Raw genomic sequence first — 16888 nt, forward strand, 5'->3', positions numbered from 1 at the left:
CTATGACGCATCTCCTTATACTTTTCTTTGCCACTTTTTCTGCTGCATTTATGGCGACCGTACCCCCGGGACTGTTGAATATGAATGCCGCCAAGACTAGTGTGGAAAAAGGAAAACTCAACGGCATTATCTTTAGTTTGGGGGTTTCCAGCATGATTATGATCCAAGCCTATATTGCGGTAATGATTTCTAAATTTTTAGATAGAAATCCTGAGGTCATCGGTGTCCTGTTAAAGATTGCCTTGCTGGTCTTTGCTTTTTTTGCCGTTTATTTTTTTATCAAAGCAAGAAAGAATACAACAGCCAAGAACAAAGAAGTGAAAATTAGCAAAAGGAATAGCTTCTTTAAGGGAATGCTCCTTGCTGCGGTAAACTTATTGACCATCCCCTATTATAGCGGATTAAACGCGATGTGGAATGCCTCTGGCTGGATAAAATTTCAGGTATGGGATATTGTTACGTTTATTTTGGCTGCTGGTTTGGGGACCTTTGCCGTACTGTATCTCTATACCGTATATTTCTATAAATTGGAAACGAAGAACCATGGTTTTTCCAAGAATTCCAACTATATATTGAGTGCCCTAATGCTTATTTTATTGATCATTACCATAATTCGAATATTTTACAGCTGATGAAACCCGAAAACAAGAATTTCTTTCAAAAAACCTATGAAGTAGCACGTCTGATTCCCTATGGAAAAGTAACCACCTATGGTGCCATTGCCAAATATCTGGGAGCGGCAAGGAGTGCTCGCATGGTAGGTTGGGCGATGAACGGAGCTGGAGGTATGGAAGATGTGCCGGCGCATAGAGTGGTCAATAGAAAGGGATTGCTAACGGGAAAACACCATTTTGAAGGCACTAATCTTATGCAACAACTTTTGGAAAACGAAGGCATTGAAGTGGTGGACAATCAAATTGTGGATATGGAGCGTTATTTTTGGGATCCAGCCTTGGAACTACAATAAATAAAAGGGAGCTACTGCTTTTTTTGTCCATATCTTTTATACATTCCTTAACTTCTTAATCTCAGCCCTATACCCTATCTTTGTGGTGTAGAATTAGTTTGAATAAACGGAAACCTTAGCTAAATGAAATTAGATAAGAAGGAGGTTCTCAAAGCCTTGGAACAAATTACGGTTCCGGGTGAGGGAAAGAATATGGTAGAGAGTGGAGCCGTGACCAATGTCATGGTTTTCGGTGATGAAGTTGTTGTAGATATTACTATTGGGAATCATAGCTTGCAAGCTCGGAAAAAAACGGAGGTTGAAATCCTTAAGATCATCCATGCGCGGGTGTATGAGAAAGCCAAAGTAACGGTAAATGTAAAGGTAGATGTAAAGGCGGCAAAACCTAAGGTCAATGAGATTAAAGGGAAAGCTATTCCGGGAATAAAAAATATTATTGCTGTTGCTTCTGGAAAAGGAGGCGTAGGAAAATCTACAGTAACGGCGAATCTAGCGGTTTCCTTGGCCAAAATGGGCTTTAAAGTGGGATTGTTGGATGCGGATATCTATGGGCCTTCTGCCCCAATAATGTTCGATGTGGTTCATGAAAAACCTTTGGCTACCAATGTCGGCGGAAAATCTAAAATGAAACCCATAGAGAGCCATGGGGTTAAAATTTTATCCATAGGCTTTTTTACCCAACCCAATCAGGCGGTGATTTGGCGTGGTCCAATGGCCTCGAAGGCCTTGAACCAAATGATTTTTGATGCAGATTGGGGAGAAATAGATTTTATGCTACTGGACCTGCCACCGGGTACCGGAGATATTCACTTGAGTATTATGCAGGCATTACCAGTGACGGGTGCCGTGATTGTAAGTACCCCGCAAGAAGTAGCTCTGGCTGATGCTCGAAAAGGAGTGGCCATGTTCCAACAAGAAGCTATCAACGTACCTGTACTAGGAATTATTGAAAATATGGCTTATTTTACTCCGGAAGAGCTTCCGGATAATAAATATTATATTTTTGGAAAAGAAGGTGCCAAGCACTTGGCAGAAGATGTAAATATTCCTTTCCTTGGAGAAATTCCACTAGTGCAAAGTATTCGTGAGGCAGGAGATGTTGGTAGGCCGGCCGCTTTACAAACGGCAACGCCAATTGAACATGCATTTGAGGCGCTTACGCGTAGCGTAGTACAGGAAGTAGTCCTGAGAAATAGAACATTGCCCGCTACAGAGGCTATTAAAATAACAACGATGGCAGGGTGTGCACCTGTTAAAAAGAAATAAAAAATGACAGCAGAGGAAACTAAAGCTAATATTGAAAAGGCATTGGACGAAATCCGCCCTTTCTTACAAAGCGACGGAGGAGACATCTCATTGATTTCCATAGATAATAATGATACTTCTGTAAAGGTCCGCTTAGAAGGAGCCTGTGTAGGGTGTAGTGTAAATCAAATGACGTTAAAAAGTGGTGTGGAAATGACCATTAAAAAATACGCCCCACAGATCGAAGAAGTGATCAATGTGTCATAACGAATACTTTCCATGAAAAAGGTATAAGCATGTAGTCTTGTATCTTTTTTTGATATTCCATCAATTTAGAAAATGAATTTGTAAGGATTTCTTCCTGAATAGGACTTTAGGATAATCGAAATAATGATAAATGCATGTCTGACGTAAAAATTAAAATAAAAGATAGAGAAGGGGTTGTTCATGAGGTAGAGGCACCTACGGATATGAATATGAATGTGATGGAATTGGTCCGGGCATATGAACTTGCTCCCGAAGGTACCATTGGTGTATGTGGGGGAATGGCCATGTGTGCTTCCTGTCAATGTTATGTGCAAAGTGAACATGCACTTCCTGAAAAATCTGATGATGAAGATGCCATGCTGGCCGAAGCCTTTTATGTGGAAGATAATAGCCGCTTAGGGTGCCAACTGCATATTTCGGAAGAAATGGACGGATTGGAAATTGAATTGGCTCCGGAAAGCTAGCCTGAAAAAAAATATAATGTAAAAAGCCCCTAAGCAATACTGTTTAGGGGTTTTTTACGCTATGGAATCAGCGTTCTACCTTATTCGGTATAGATAAGACTTACACCCGAAAGACTAGTTCTGCCACTCCCTGCGACTCTGCGCCAGCTACTTGGAGGGATGGTCTGGTTTCTGGGAATGTTGCGAAAGGCAGTGTTGTAACTCACCGTAATACCATTTCCATTGTCATTTTCATAAGCAACGACCAATGTAGTTCCGTCTGATGCAATAGTAGCCGGCTGGTCCGTAGTTGTGCCTATGCTTACAAAGGAAACAAAACCAATGGGGTTGGAACCATTGATCCATTTCCCAATAGATAGATTTCTGGTTCTTGAGGAAATTCTTCTGTCTTCGAATAGGATATAGATGATATCATCCACAGCAACCACATCTATATTCCTTGGGGCAACATTTAAGCCTAAGCCATCTCTCGTTACTCTCGAAAAATTAATACCATCAGTGCTCGAAGAAACAGAAATACTGCTGTTGGTCAAAGAGACCAAAAACAATCTATTTCCCAGTACCACAACATCAAAGGCAAGATAGGAATTGGCATCCGAGATAGGTCTGTTCCCTACCCAATTGGTTCCATTGGAGGTGCTATTATAATAGATTCGGTTAGACGAACCATTGTGATGGTATACAAATAGGCGACCATTGAATTCAACGGTTTTAATGGTGCCGGAAGTTCGTGCTCCGGTGGGAATGGATCGGTCTCGTGTAAAATTTCGTCCATCTCTGGAAAAAGAATAAAAAATAGTGTTCGATGTCCTCCCTTGATGGACGACGGCTACTCGGTTTCCAAATTGAGTAGCAGAGATACTTTGGTCGTCCAGACGATTGTTTCCATTGGTGTTCACGCTTCCCGACCAATTTCCTCTTCCGCTAGAACTTGATGAAGTGAAGATATTATCGCCGCTGTTGCCGCGATGGTAATAGCGAAACCGTGAAGATAAGGAGGGCGGGGTAGATGTTCCACCACTGCCAGGATCGGTAGGGTCCGTAGGGTCAAACAGGATAATGTCCTCGTCACAGCTGCCCGTTCCATCATCGATACAGGCACTGAACGCATGCGCTTCCCCTTCAAATTCGGCAGCATCTTCTTTGCTGCAATTCGTGAAAACTAATGCTAGGGACATCAGTGTAAGAGCGCATACGATTTTTTTTAAATTTTGATTTCTTTTCATAGTATATAGAATTATTGATTCCAGCGTATTTTTTACTCCATTTTTTAATGGAGTACAGCAGCTAAAAGTATTTAATAATTCTAGTGGAGGCCATTTGTCCCAGGTCAAAGGGATTTTTTGAAGTGTATTGAGGACCAAATTGATGGAGATGACCGTAAATCCCATGCTATTGGGATAAATTACCTTGTAAAGGGATGAATGGAACGCTTTAAAAAAGGTTGCTCCAGTACTTTTTTTATTGGAGCTTTTACAAAAAATGTAGCATAGGTGTTTTAATCCCTGATTGGCATTTTTACAATTGTAGCAAATCAGGGATTACCATTTGATTAAAGGAAAATTGTTTTCATTTAATCAAAAAATGTTTGTTAAGGATTTCTATTGTCTTAACAATCATAACAAACTCCGTCAGAACAGAATCCTTGACTGCCATCTGGAGTGTCAAAACAGGTACATCCTTCGGTTAATGCTGTGCATACAAAAACAACGCCACCACCTTTTATAGTTAGTTGTTCTTTTCTGTTTAATGCTTTTCCTAGATTTAAAACTTTTTTTAACATGGATTAAAAATTTGTCAGTGAATTAAAAGTCACGAACATTTTGAGACACTCGTGATTTGTGTCTGTCCTTGCAAGGTTTTTTTATTTATTTTAAGTCGCCATGGTGACATTCTGGATACCCTAAAGCGAACAATTTAATGTGAATGTTAGAAAGCGTATGCGGTATTAATTTCTCTATTTGGATCGAGAGAAGAGAATCTCAATAGCTGAAATCTTCTTCGGACATTTGGACTATAGCAGTAGGCTTATTTTGGATACTCAAAATGGTATGTCACAAAATAAATGTTCTTTCTGCTCAATACATGGGTAATCAAGTTTGTAAAGTTCTTCTTTAATCTAAAGCTATCGCTGTAGAAAATACCACTCTAATGTAGTATTTTATTTATAACAATTAAATATTTTAACTACGAAAACAAAAAAATTATGATTTTTTTAATAGATGTTGAAGACTAAAAGCCCATATCATTTTAAGTAAGAATGAAAATGGTTCTAAACATATCATTCGTACCCTAGGGAAAATTAGAATCTGGGCAATTTGCATTAGGGCCAAATTTGGGGACAAAATAGAATTCCTAGGCCTTACTTCTTAACTAAGAAGTAAGGCCTAGGAATTCTATTTTGAAGCAATACTTTTTACTTAAAAGCGCTATGCCCCGTAATATCAAATCCAGTAATCAGTAAATGGATATCGTGGGTACCTTCATAAGTAATGACACTTTCGAGATTCATACTATGACGCATAATGCTATATTCCCCTGTGATTCCCATACCTCCTAGAACTTGTCGTGCTTCACGGGCTATTTTTATAGCCATATCTACATTATTTCGTTTTGCCATGGATATTTGCGCTGTGGTGGCCTTCCCCTCATTTTTTAATTGCCCTAGACGGAAAGCGAGCAATTGGGCCTTGGTAATTTCCGTAATCATTTCGGCCAATTTCTTCTGTTGCAATTGTGTTGCTGCAATAGGTTTTCCAAACTGAATGCGTTCTTTGGCATAACGCAAAGCGGTGTCATAGCAATCCATTGCTGCGCCAATAGCACCCCAAGCAATGCCAAATCGTGCGGAATCCAAACACTCTAAGGGAGCTCCAAGGCCATTTTTTCCAGGCAACAGATTTTCTTTGGGAACTTTTACATTGTCAAAGATAAGCTCTCCGGTCGCGGATGCCCTTAAGGACCATTTGTTATGGGTTTCCGGAGTAGAGAAACCTTCCATTCCCCGCTCTACGATCAATCCATGAATACGGCCCTCCTCATTTTTAGCCCATACTACGGCAATATCACAAAAGGGGGAATTGGAAATCCATAGTTTTGCCCCATTGAGTAGGTAGTGATCTCCTTTGTCCTTAAAATTTGTGGTCATGCCACCCGGATTGGAACCATGATCGGGTTCTGTTAGGCCAAAAGATCCCATGAATTCTCCAGTAGCCAATTTGGGTAAATATTTTTTGCGTTGCTCTTCGGTTCCGTAGGCATAAATGGGATACATGACCAAGGAAGATTGTACAGAGGCTGTAGATCGCACCCCGCTATCGCCCCGTTCTATTTCCTGCATGATAAGACCATAACTGATCTGATCTAATCCCGCACCTCCATATTCCTCTGGAATGTATGGACCAAATGCCCCAATATCTGCGAGTCCACCGATGATTTGTTTTGGAAATTCAGCACGTTGCGCAAAATCTTCAATAATGGGGGAAACATCACGTTTGACCCATTGACGGGCCGCATCGCGAATCAATTTATGTTCTTCGGAAAGTAAATCATCTAAGAGATAGTAATCTGGAGCTTCAAACAAATCAGGTCTCATGGAAAGGGTTTTAATGTTAACTTTTGTATAGCATCGCTTTTAAAGAATTCGCAATAATAGCTGCAAATTTTGTAAAAAAGCAATTTTTTCAAAGGTAGTTAAAGGAAAAATAATGACATATGCATGAATGTCACATTTTTAAATAAAAATCCTTGGTCAGGGCAATATATTCTGGAGTATATTGGTGACGCTCCAGTTCAATGGTCAATTCTTGGACTATTGGCGTTTTTTCAAGCCGATGAAATTCCAATAAGGACCTTTTTGTAGGAGCCCCTGCATGGCCTTTGACTCGGGTTATCCTTTTAGGAAAAAGCTGCAATGCTTTGGCCAGTGCAAGGAATTTCTCTTCTTCTTGATATGGTATTATGGTGGAGAAAACACCTAATGGGCTCAACAATTGTGCAACCCCTTGTAACAATGCTTCAAAGGGAAGCGCATCGTAAAATCGAGCAGTTTTTCTGGCAGCGTCTATTTGTTCCTCCGCTGCTTTTTCATTGGGAGGAAAATAGGGAGGATTGGAGACAATAAGATCGTAGTGTTCTTCAATTTCTTCTGTGAGTTCATCCAGCCCAGCATGATAACAAAAAAGACGATCGGCCCAAGGAGAATTTTCAAAATTGGAGACACACTGTTCATAGGCTTCCGCGTCAATTTCAATGCCATCAATGATTTCGGCATGACTGCGTTGTGCCAACTGAAGGGCAATAACCCCTGTTCCTGCACCAATATCCAAAATGGAATTTGGATGGGTGTCAATAGCAGTCCAAGCACCCAATAACACGCCATCCGTACCAATTTTCATAGCACAGCGGTCTTGATGAACGCTAAACTGTTTGAAAGTAAAAGGCTTGTTCAAAATCTTCAGCATCTTAGGATAGGTACAAATCTACCAATCCTTCCGGGGTAGTTACAAAAATAGTTTTTTGTTCCCGATCCACTTTATTGATAATTTGATCGTTGATTGGAATTAAGAGTTCTTTGCCCTCTTTTTTCACTTCAAACAAGGCTTGGGAAGTCGTATCGTTTACACTTTGAATTGTACCAATATTTCCGTGGAGTTCATCTTCCAATGTAAACCCGATAACTTCATGATAATAGAATTTATTTCCACTTAGTTTAGGTAAGAATTCTAAGGGAAGATATAGCTCTGAACCCATAATCTTGTCCGCATCGTCCTCGTTGCTCACTTCCTCAAATCGGATGCGTAAGAGTGCCGATTTATGCAAGACACACTTTTCAATAAAAAATGGAACCAGATTGTTTCGCAATGAAACAAAAACTGATTCCATGTTTTCGTAAAGTTCGGGTTCATCCGTGTCGATTTTGACCAACACTTCCCCCTTATAACTAAATTTTGAAACGATTTTGCCGAGGTAGAAACAAGCTGACTTCTGCATATCGTTTAAAAGACTATTCTTCTTCTGTGGAAGCTACAGGAGCTGCATCTTCAGAATCGGCAGTGCCTTCTTCAACTTCAGGAGCTGCTGCAGCTGCGGCCTCTTGTATTCTTTTTTCGTTGATTTCCTTTTCAGCCTCCAAAGCTTTGGCCTTGGCATCAGCTTTTGCTTTATCCAAACCTTCTACTTTGGCGCCAATGGATTTTGCTTTCTCTTCCAACCAAGCATTGAATTTTTCTTCTGCTTGCTCTTCGGTCAATGCACCTTTACGAACACCTCCCAATAAGTGGTGCTTTAAAAGAACACCTTTGTAAGAAAGGATTTTTTTGGCAGTATCGGAGGGCTGTGCTCCATTCTGTAACCATGTGACAGAATTGTCAACATTCAAAGTAATGGTAGCAGGATTGGTGTTTGGATTATACGTTCCCAATTTTTCAAGAAACTTACCGTCTCTTTTTGCGCGGGAATCCGCAGCTACTACCCAATAGAAAGGTTTTCCTTTTTTTCCGTGTCGTTGTAATCTAATTCTAACTGGCATATCACATTAATTTGTAGGGTGCCCGACCCTTGATTATTAATTCTTTTTTAACTGGCTTTATCCTAAAGCGGGTGCAAATATAAGTCTTTTTTTTAAGAGAACAATGCTTTTTGGGAATATGCTTTAACGATATGGGCTCGTTGATAACTCCTAACAACTCATCTTTTTTCAAAGACACGATTTTTTTACTTTTATACCCTCCTTTTAAAGCGAATAAACCCTTCTTTTATGTACCTGATCTTTGATACCGAAACTACTGGATTGCCCAAACGTTTTAATGCCCCGCTTTCGGATACGGATAATTGGCCCAGATGTATTCAAATTGCCTGGCAATTGCACGATGCCATGGGGAATTTGGTGGAACATCAGGATTATTTAGTACAAACGGATGGATTCAATATTCCCTATGATGCGGAAAAAATACATGGAATTTCAACAGCTTTGGCCGATCAGGAAGGCGTTCCTTTAATGGAGGTCTTGGAGAAATTCAATATTGCCCTGTCCAAAGCTAAATTTATTGTAGGGCAAAATGTGGGCTTTGATGTCAATATTATGGGCTGTGAATTCTACAGGATGCAAGTGGAGAATCCACTCCAAGAACTTCCAGTATTGGATACTTGTACCGAGGAAACGGCTATGCTCTGCCAAATACCAGGCGGTCGCGGAGGAAAGTTTAAGTTGCCCACCCTAACGGAACTTCATCAACATTTGTTCAATACCCCTTTTGCCGAGGCGCATAATGCAACTGCCGATGTAGAAGCCACTACACGTTGTTTCTTGGAATTGGTGAGAAGAAAGCAATACAGCATTGAGCAGTTGGATGTATCCCCGGATTATTTCCAAAATTTCTCGGAGTCCAATCCCCAGGAAATTCAACTGATCGGATTAAAGCATATTAATCTAAAGAAGGCATCTAAGGCAATTGCCGATGCGTTTTGGGAGAAAGATACGGGTGGCGTATCGGAGGAAGAGATTCTGGAAAATGTAAAAAGCTTGGAGGGCGCAAGTTTTGCACATCTGCACAACCATACCCAATTCTCCATTTTACAATCCACGATAAGTGTTCCTGATTTGATCAAGGCTACGGCCAACGAAAAAATGCCCGCAGTAGCCATGACGGATCACGCCAATATGATGGGGGCGTTTCACTTTGTAAATGGGGTCATTAATCATAACAAGGGAGTTGCCTCGCGTAATGAAGAGCTAAAGAACCGCTTTGAGGCCACTCAAAATGGAACGCTGGAAGAGGGACAGGAAGCTCTTCATGAATTGCCGGAACTAGAATTGGAAATCACTCCCATAGTAGGTTGTGAATTTCAGGTATGTGAAGACCATACCAACAAATCCCAAAAGGACAATGGATATCAAATTGTGATGCTGGCCAAAAATAAGAACGGCTATCATAACTTATCCAAAATGTCTTCTATTGCTTTCGTAAGTGGGAAATATTATGTGCCACGTATCGATAAAAAAATCATAGAACAATATAAGGAAGACGTCATTGTACTTACCGGAAACCTCTATGGAGAAGTCCCTAGCAAGGTGCTCAATGTAGGCGAAAAACAGGCGGAGGAAGCATTGATTTGGTGGAAGGACACTTTTGGGGATGACCTTTATATTGAACTGATGCGACACGGGCAGGAAGATGAAGATCGTGTAAATCAGGTGTTGTTGCAATTCGCAAAAAAGCATCAAGTGAAGGTGGTGGCTACCAATAACACCTATTATCGAAGTAAGGAAAATGCCAATGCCCACGATATTCTTTTGTGCGTAAAAGATGGGGAGAAACAGGCAACGCCCATAGGACGAGGACGTGGCTATCGCTATGGTCTGCCCAATCAGGAATATTACTTTAAGTCCTCCAATGAGATGAAGGAACTGTTTAAAGATGTTCCGCAGGCAATTACCAATGTTCAGGAAATTGTGGATAAAATAGAGACTTTCACACTGGCCCGTGATGTATTATTGCCCGCTTTTGATATTCCTGAAGAATTTCAATTTGAAGAAGATCAACTGGATGGCGGCAAGCGTGGGGAGAACAAATACTTGCGGCATATTACCTATGAAGGAGCTAAGAAACGCTATGGTGAAATTACGCCCGAGATTGATGAACGATTGGATTTTGAGCTCAAGGTTATTGAAAATACGGGTTATCCGGGCTACTTCCTGATTGTTGAAGATTTTATCAGGGCCGCAAGGGATATGGATGTATCTGTTGGCCCTGGTAGGGGGTCTGCTGCAGGTTCGGTAGTGGCCTATTGCCTTTGGATTACAAATCTGGACCCTATTAAGTACGACTTACTTTTTGAGCGCTTCCTCAATCCGGACCGTATTAGTATGCCAGATATTGATATCGATTTTGATGACGAGGGTCGTGGTAGGGTCATGGACTATGTGATTGAAAAGTATGGGGCCAATCAAGTAGCGCAGATCATTACCTATGGTACTATGGCGGCAAAATCGTCCATACGGGATACGGCACGTGCCTTGGATCTTCCTTTAGGAGATGCGGATCGCATGGCCAAGTTGATTCCCAATATGTCCAAATTAAACAAAATCATTGGAGTAGATGAGGCTACTTTGCGGAAAAAGTTCAAGTCGGATGAGATGGAAAACATCAATCAGCTATTGAATATTTCTGAAGGAGAAGGCTTGGAGGCAGAGACCTTGAATCAGGCATATGTCTTGGAAGGCTCGGTAAGAAATACAGGGATACATGCCTGTGGTGTGATCATTACTCCTGATGACATTACCAAATTTGTGCCCGTAGCCCTGGCCAAAGACTCCGACATGTACTGTACCCAGTTCGATAACTCGGTCGTGGAAAATGCCGGACTCCTTAAAATGGATTTCTTGGGACTAAAAACCTTGACCTTAATCAAGGATACCGTGAAAATTGTAAAGGCCAAACACGGCGTTGAATTGGATCCCGAAAATTTCCCCTTGGATGATCAAAAAACCTATGAGCTTTTTCAACGTGGGGAAACGGTAGGGGTGTTTCAATACGAATCTCCGGGGATGCAAAAACATATGAGATCTCTGAAACCCACGGTATTTGCGGATCTTATCGCCATGAATGCCCTGTATCGCCCAGGACCTATGGAATACATTCCCAGTTTTATTGCGCGAAAACATGGGGATGAAGAAATTGTTTATGATCTAGAGGCTTGTGAAGAGTATTTGGCCGAGACCTACGGGATTACCGTATACCAGGAGCAGGTGATGTTGCTGTCGCAAAAATTGGCCGACTTTACCAAAGGTGAAGCCGATGTACTGCGTAAGGCGATGGGGAAGAAGCAAAAGCATGTCCTTGATAAAATGAAGCCCAAGTTTATTTCGCAGGCAGAAGCGAAAGGCCATGATGTGAAAACTTTGGAGAAGATTTGGAAGGATTGGGAAGCTTTTGCTTCTTATGCTTTTAACAAGAGTCATTCCACGTGTTATGCCTGGATTGCGTATCAAACGGCCTATTGCAAAGCACATTATCCGGCCGAATATATGGCGGCCGTATTGTCTAACAATATGAACGACATTAAACAGGTTACCTTTTTTATGGAGGAATGTAAGCGTATGGGCTTGGAAGTATTGGGGCCAGATGTCAATGAATCCTATTATAAATTTTCCGTAAATGATCGTGGAGCCGTACGCTTTGGTATGGGCGCTGTAAAAGGCGTCGGAGCCAATGCCGTAGAAACTATTGTGGCCAATAGGAAAAAGGATGGTCCGTATCGTTCGGTTTTTGACCTCTCAAAAAGGATAGATCTGCGGGCAGCAAATAAAAAAGCATTTGAAAACTTGGCTGTGGCCGGAGGTTTTGACTCCTTTGGAGCCGCACACAGGGCGCAGTATTATCACGATGAGGGCGATGGGATTACCTTTTTGGAAAAGGTCATGAAATATGGCGCAAAATATCAGGAAAATGCCAACTCTTCCCAAGTGAGTCTTTTTGGAGATGCCAGTGAAGTGCAGATTCCGGAGCCCGTTGTGCCTCCTTGCGAAGAATGGGGAACTATGGAAAAATTGCGAAGGGAAAAAGAAGTGGTCGGAATTTATATTTCAGGCCATCCTTTGGACGATTTTAAAACGGAGATCAAAAGCTTTTGCAATGCAGGGGTTTCCTACTTCAACAATATGGGAGATTATGTAAACAAGGAGCTTTCTTTTGCAGGTGTGATCAGCGATGTGCAACATCGTGTTTCCAAGAACGGAAAAGGATGGGCCCTCTTTACCATGGAAGATTATACGGATTCTTATGAATTTCGAATCTTTGGGGAGGAGTACCTGAAATTTAGACATTTTCTTATGGTGAACTCCTTTGCATACGTAAAAGTATATATCAAAGATGGTTGGGTAAATAGGGATACGGGTAAAAAGGGAGACCCTAGAATGCAATTCAATAGTTTTATGCTTTTGCAGGAAGTCATGGAAACCTATGCAAGGAAGTTGACCATTAAGTTGAATATTGACCAATTGAAAGAAGAACATATCCTTGATTTAAAGGACCTTTTGGTATCCCATCAGGGAAATCATCCCTTCAGCTTTGTGATTTATGAAATGAAGGAACAGATAAAATTGAATTTATCCAGTCGCAAACAAAAAATTCAAATTTCTTCAGAACTGTTATCTGTTTTGGAAGAGAAGCAGGTACATTATAAATTGAACTAAAAGGGAAATGACCGTGTTGCCCGTAAGAAGGGAATTTAATAAATATATCCCCCAAAAAGATGTGGATATCAAGAATTAAGTTCCTGATTCACAAAGTGCTTTAAATAAATATTATTAATAGAGCAATAGGTAATACGTATGCATCGTTAGTAAGGTTATAGAGAAATAAATGACTAAGTTTGCATAATTATATTAAAAAACAAATAACATGGCATTAGAAATAACAGATGCTACTTTTGATGAGGTAGTTTTGAAAAGTGATAAACCAGTCGTTGTCGACTTTTGGGCTGCATGGTGTGGTCCTTGTAGAATGGTTGGACCCGTTATTGACGAAGTTAGTAACGAGTATGAAGGAAAAGCTGTGGTTGGTAAAGTAGACGTTGATGCCAATCAGGAATTTGCAGCGAAATACGGTGTGCGTAACATCCCAACCGTTTTGGTTTTCAAAAACGGGGAGATTATTAGCAGACAAGTTGGTGTTTCTCCTAAAAAAGTATACACTGATGCTATTGATGCAGCATTGTAAATAAGAGCGTAAACAAGAAAAAAGGGCCAGATTTTAATCTGGCCCTTTTTTTGTGGTTTTTTATGGGAAATGAATAATCCTTAAAAAAACCATAATCTTTGTATTTGCCTTAAAATGCACCAATATCTTTTCTATCTTAGTTGAACAAATCATGCTATGGATCTTCAGTCAGAATTACACAAATCGTCCCTATTTCAGAACCTGGAACTATTGGCCAGTCAGGTAGTGGAGGGTTTTATTAGCGGAATTCACAAGAGTCCATTTCATGGATTTTCGGCAGAATTTGCCGAGCATAAGATCTATAACAATGGGGAGAGCACCAAGCATATCGATTGGAAATTGTTTGCCAAGACCGATAAACTATATACCAAACGCTATGAGGAGGAAACCAATTTAAGGTGTCATATGATTTTGGATAATTCTGCATCCATGTATTATCCTAAGGTAGCAGAATTAGGGATCGATCATCTGAACAAAATTGGATTTGGGGTATTGGCTATTGCGGCTTTAATGAATATCTTAAAAAAGCAAAGAGACGCGGTGGGTCTTAGTATCTATTCGGATACGTATAACTTTTATACTTCAGAAAAAAGCAGCGAACGGCATCATCAAATGTTGTTGGCTAAATTGAGTGCAGTGAGTTTGGATGCCAGCCCCGCCCAGGAAACAAAAACCTATACCTATCTTCATCAGATTGCGGAAAACATCCATAGGCGTAGCCTTATCTTTTTATTTACGGATATGTTCCAAACGGCAAAGGATGATGCCGCCTTGTTCGATGCACTACGGCACTTAAAATACAACAAGCACGAAGTGGTGCTCTTTCATCTTCTGGATAAGGATAAAGAGTTTCATTTTGATTTTGAGAATACGCCCAAGCGTTTTGTGGATGTAGAAACTGGAAATCATATCGATTTGTATCCAGAAACCGTAAAGGAGGCCTATGAAAAAGAGGTTTCCAATTATATGGACGCCTTAAAAATGAAATGCGCCCAATACAAAATTAAATATGTGAATGTGGATATTCATGCAGATTTCTCTAAAATTTTAAATACCTATATGATAGAGCGACAAAAATTTATCTAAAAGGAATGCATTTTTTAGTGAATTTTGTTTGTGAAATTCAATAAGCGGTGTATATTTGCAACCGCTTAACGCCACGGTTCGGTAGTTCAGTTGGTTAGAATACCTGCCTGTCACGCAGGGGGTCGCGGGTTCGAGTCCCGTCCGGACCGCAAAAATCGCTTCAGAAATGGAGCGATTTTTTTGGTTTTTATGCTCTCTGGTCAAATATTAAATTCTTGGTATTTTGACATCAAATCATCTAAAATTGCTACAGGGAAATATGCTTTGATCGACATCTTACTATTTTGTTTCCTCCTAAGAGAAGTAACCCTATCCCTAAATATACTGGTATTATCTTGGAGTGATTTTTCTACCGTATTTTTTTAATGTATCCAGAATGAGTTGTTTTGGAATTCCCTCAATTCTTCTATTCTTATGTCCGTTCATATCTTCAGCTGCAAAAAGAGAGTTTAGAATCGCCTCCTCCGTTGCTTCAATCGTAGCTAAAAATAATGGGGTCATCTTTTCATTGGGTAAAACTTCCTGTTGATGTATGGTGTTGTTTTGAGAATGATCTACTAAGTTTTTTTTATAAGTGGATAAAGCAATAACAAAATCACCACTGCCATTGGAAGCAATTCCTCCCGTTTTCGCTAAACCAAGCATTGCTCGCTTGGCTACTCGCCGCAGGTTTCTTGCATCTAAAGGGGCATCGGTAATAACTACGATCATACAGGACCCGTCGGCATTAGTATAATCATCATAGATCAATTGATTTAACTCCTTTGCAATGGGCACGCCATTTATTTCTAAGATTCCTCCAAAATTGGTTTGTACCAAAACACCAACGGTATATTTTCCCCACAGCTCGGAAACTAAACGAGAAGATGTTCCAATACCTCCTTTAAATCCAAAACATACTGTTCCTGTACCAGCTCCGAAATTCCCTTCTTCCACCTTGCCGGGTAGAGCCTTTTTGATAGCATCCAAAACATGAGTCTCAGTGATATGCCGTCCTCGGATATCATTTAATATACCGTCATTGGTTTCTCCAACAATAGGATTCACAGATTTTACTTTTTCATTGCCGGATTGTTCCAAAGTATAGGATATTAGCGCATTTGAGGCTGTTGGCGCACTCAACGTATTAGTCAGGATTATGGGAGTTTCTATATTTCCCAGTTCTTGTACCTGGCTATACCCTATTAATTTTCCAAAGCCATTACCCATATAGATGGCAGCAGGTACTTTAAACTTAAAAATGTTCTGTTGGTGAGGAAGTATTGCAGTGACACCTGTTCTAATGGAATCTGCTTTAATCAAAGTAGTATGGCCAACTTGTACGCCTTCGACATCAGTTATTGCATTTTTGTTTCCAGGTTGTAGTATTCCAATTTCGATACCGTAATCCCGGAGTCTCTTTTTAGAATATTGATGGATTTTGTTTTTCATATAGTGTCAATAGTGTAAAAATTAAAGGAATACGGGCCCATTTTTTTTGTAAACAATATCAATAAAAATAGAAATTATCCTTCATGAACTTTAAAGATAGCAAAGCCAACGTTATCTACTTATTAAAGTATGGTGGATTATAGCATATTGAAACGAATTGTTTTTTCAAAGAATTTACTTTATATAGATAGACTGTTTGACTAATACTTGATTTACAGCGTATTAATTGAAGTCAATACCATAATAAAGAAAAAAAAATGACTGTCTTGTAATCAAAAAGGATATCCATAGGTATTATTAAATGTACTAAGATTACAAAATATTTAAGAATATATTTTTTAATTTGGTAATTATTCTTACATTTATCTTCCTTAAATGGAGATAAAATACATCGTTGATTTTGTCCCTGTCTTACTATTTTTGAATTTGAGATTGCACCATGTAACTCAAATTGGCGTAGCCATATCCTTTTCGTAAAAATACATTGTCTTAAGATTGCATATGCCTGTAGATCCTTTCTTGTTTACAAAGAAACTTCTATGAATGCTTTGGATATTTTAAAGTGTCCAAGTATATTTCTCTAGTTTATTTAATAGCACTTGGAACACTAAAAATTAGACTACAACCTTTTTTTTAGAGCAGTTAATAATTTTTGTTCCAGTGATTTTTTCCATTTTCAATAGAAATAGGAGTATTTCCTTTTTTAC

The 16888-nt window shown here is 39.9% G+C and carries 15 protein-coding genes and 1 tRNA gene; 9 read left to right on the forward strand and 7 right to left on the reverse strand.

Translation table 11 applies throughout. The features are described from left to right. Positions 1 to 2 precede the first annotated feature (2 nt). From ACEXOE_RS23395 to ACEXOE_RS23415, 5 genes are all read left to right on the forward strand, one after another. Positions 3 to 632, forward strand: coding sequence for a LysE family transporter (locus ACEXOE_RS23395; RefSeq protein WP_394751304.1), 630 nt, complete (start codon positions 3 to 5; stop codon positions 630 to 632). Then, positions 632 to 967: an MGMT family protein gene (locus ACEXOE_RS23400; RefSeq protein ID WP_394751305.1), complete on the forward strand. Its 336-nt coding sequence runs from the start codon at positions 632 to 634 to the stop codon at positions 965 to 967. Before ACEXOE_RS23395 ends, ACEXOE_RS23400 begins: the two co-directional genes overlap by 1 nt. 123 nt (positions 968 to 1090) lie before the next feature. Continuing rightward, positions 1091 to 2233, forward strand: coding sequence for an Mrp/NBP35 family ATP-binding protein (locus tag ACEXOE_RS23405; RefSeq protein WP_394751306.1), 1143 nt, complete (start codon positions 1091 to 1093; stop codon positions 2231 to 2233). Between the two features lie 3 nt (positions 2234 to 2236). Then, positions 2237 to 2479 carry a NifU family protein gene (locus tag ACEXOE_RS23410; protein ID WP_394751307.1) on the forward strand — a complete coding sequence of 81 codons (243 nt, stop codon included), beginning with the start codon at positions 2237 to 2239 and terminating at the stop codon, positions 2477 to 2479. Between the two features lie 134 nt (positions 2480 to 2613). After that, a complete protein-coding gene (locus ACEXOE_RS23415; RefSeq protein ID WP_394751308.1) occupies positions 2614 to 2943 on the forward strand; it encodes a 2Fe-2S iron-sulfur cluster-binding protein in 330 nt (109 codons plus the stop codon). A gap of 80 nt (positions 2944 to 3023) precedes the next feature. Here the strand turns inward: ACEXOE_RS23415 and ACEXOE_RS23420 are convergent, their stop codons facing one another. The 6 genes from ACEXOE_RS23420 to ACEXOE_RS23445 all read right to left on the reverse strand — a co-directional run bounded on the left by ACEXOE_RS23420 (position 3024) and on the right by ACEXOE_RS23445 (position 8473). After that, positions 3024 to 4169, reverse strand: coding sequence for a hypothetical protein (locus ACEXOE_RS23420; protein ID WP_394751309.1), 1146 nt, complete (start codon positions 4167 to 4169; stop codon positions 3024 to 3026). 383 nt (positions 4170 to 4552) lie between these two features. Then, complete coding sequence (locus tag ACEXOE_RS23425) at positions 4553 to 4726, reverse strand: hypothetical protein (protein ID WP_394751310.1); 174 nt, start codon at positions 4724 to 4726, stop codon at positions 4553 to 4555. A 633-nt stretch (positions 4727 to 5359) separates the two neighbouring features. Continuing rightward, complete coding sequence (locus ACEXOE_RS23430) at positions 5360 to 6538, reverse strand: acyl-CoA dehydrogenase family protein (protein WP_394751311.1); 1179 nt, start codon at positions 6536 to 6538, stop codon at positions 5360 to 5362. Between the two features lie 130 nt (positions 6539 to 6668). After that, a complete protein-coding gene (locus ACEXOE_RS23435; protein ID WP_394751312.1) occupies positions 6669 to 7340 on the reverse strand; it encodes a tRNA1(Val) (adenine(37)-N6)-methyltransferase in 672 nt (223 codons plus the stop codon). 67 nt (positions 7341 to 7407) lie between these two features. Next, positions 7408 to 7935: a ribosome maturation factor RimM gene (gene rimM / locus ACEXOE_RS23440; protein WP_394751313.1), complete on the reverse strand. Its 528-nt coding sequence runs from the start codon at positions 7933 to 7935 to the stop codon at positions 7408 to 7410. Positions 7936 to 7948: 13 nt separating this feature from the next. Further along, a complete protein-coding gene (locus ACEXOE_RS23445) occupies positions 7949 to 8473 on the reverse strand; it encodes a 30S ribosomal protein S16 (protein ID WP_394751314.1) in 525 nt (174 codons plus the stop codon). Positions 8474 to 8701: 228 nt separating this feature from the next. On the opposite strand from ACEXOE_RS23445, the gene dnaE reads away from it, so the two are divergent. From dnaE to ACEXOE_RS23465, 4 genes are all read left to right on the forward strand, one after another. Beyond that, positions 8702 to 13138 carry a DNA polymerase III subunit alpha gene (gene dnaE, locus ACEXOE_RS23450; protein ID WP_394751315.1) on the forward strand — a complete coding sequence of 1479 codons (4437 nt, stop codon included), beginning with the start codon at positions 8702 to 8704 and terminating at the stop codon, positions 13136 to 13138. Positions 13139 to 13346: 208 nt separating this feature from the next. After that, positions 13347 to 13664, forward strand: coding sequence for a thioredoxin (trxA, locus tag ACEXOE_RS23455; protein WP_394751316.1), 318 nt, complete (start codon positions 13347 to 13349; stop codon positions 13662 to 13664). A 156-nt stretch (positions 13665 to 13820) separates the two neighbouring features. After that, positions 13821 to 14750, forward strand: a complete 930-nt coding sequence (locus tag ACEXOE_RS23460; RefSeq protein ID WP_394751317.1) for a DUF58 domain-containing protein — start codon at positions 13821 to 13823, stop codon at positions 14748 to 14750. Positions 14751 to 14825: 75 nt separating this feature from the next. Beyond that, positions 14826 to 14899, forward strand: a tRNA-Asp gene (locus ACEXOE_RS23465). A 181-nt stretch (positions 14900 to 15080) separates the two neighbouring features. Here ACEXOE_RS23465 and ACEXOE_RS23470 read toward each other — a convergent pair. After that, a complete protein-coding gene (locus ACEXOE_RS23470; protein ID WP_394751318.1) occupies positions 15081 to 16181 on the reverse strand; it encodes a DmpA family aminopeptidase in 1101 nt (366 codons plus the stop codon). Positions 16182 to 16888 lie beyond the last annotated feature (707 nt).

The sequence above is a fragment of the Spongiimicrobium salis genome, from assembly GCF_043678055.1.
GTDB lineage: Bacteria > Bacteroidota > Bacteroidia > Flavobacteriales > Flavobacteriaceae > Spongiimicrobium > Spongiimicrobium salis.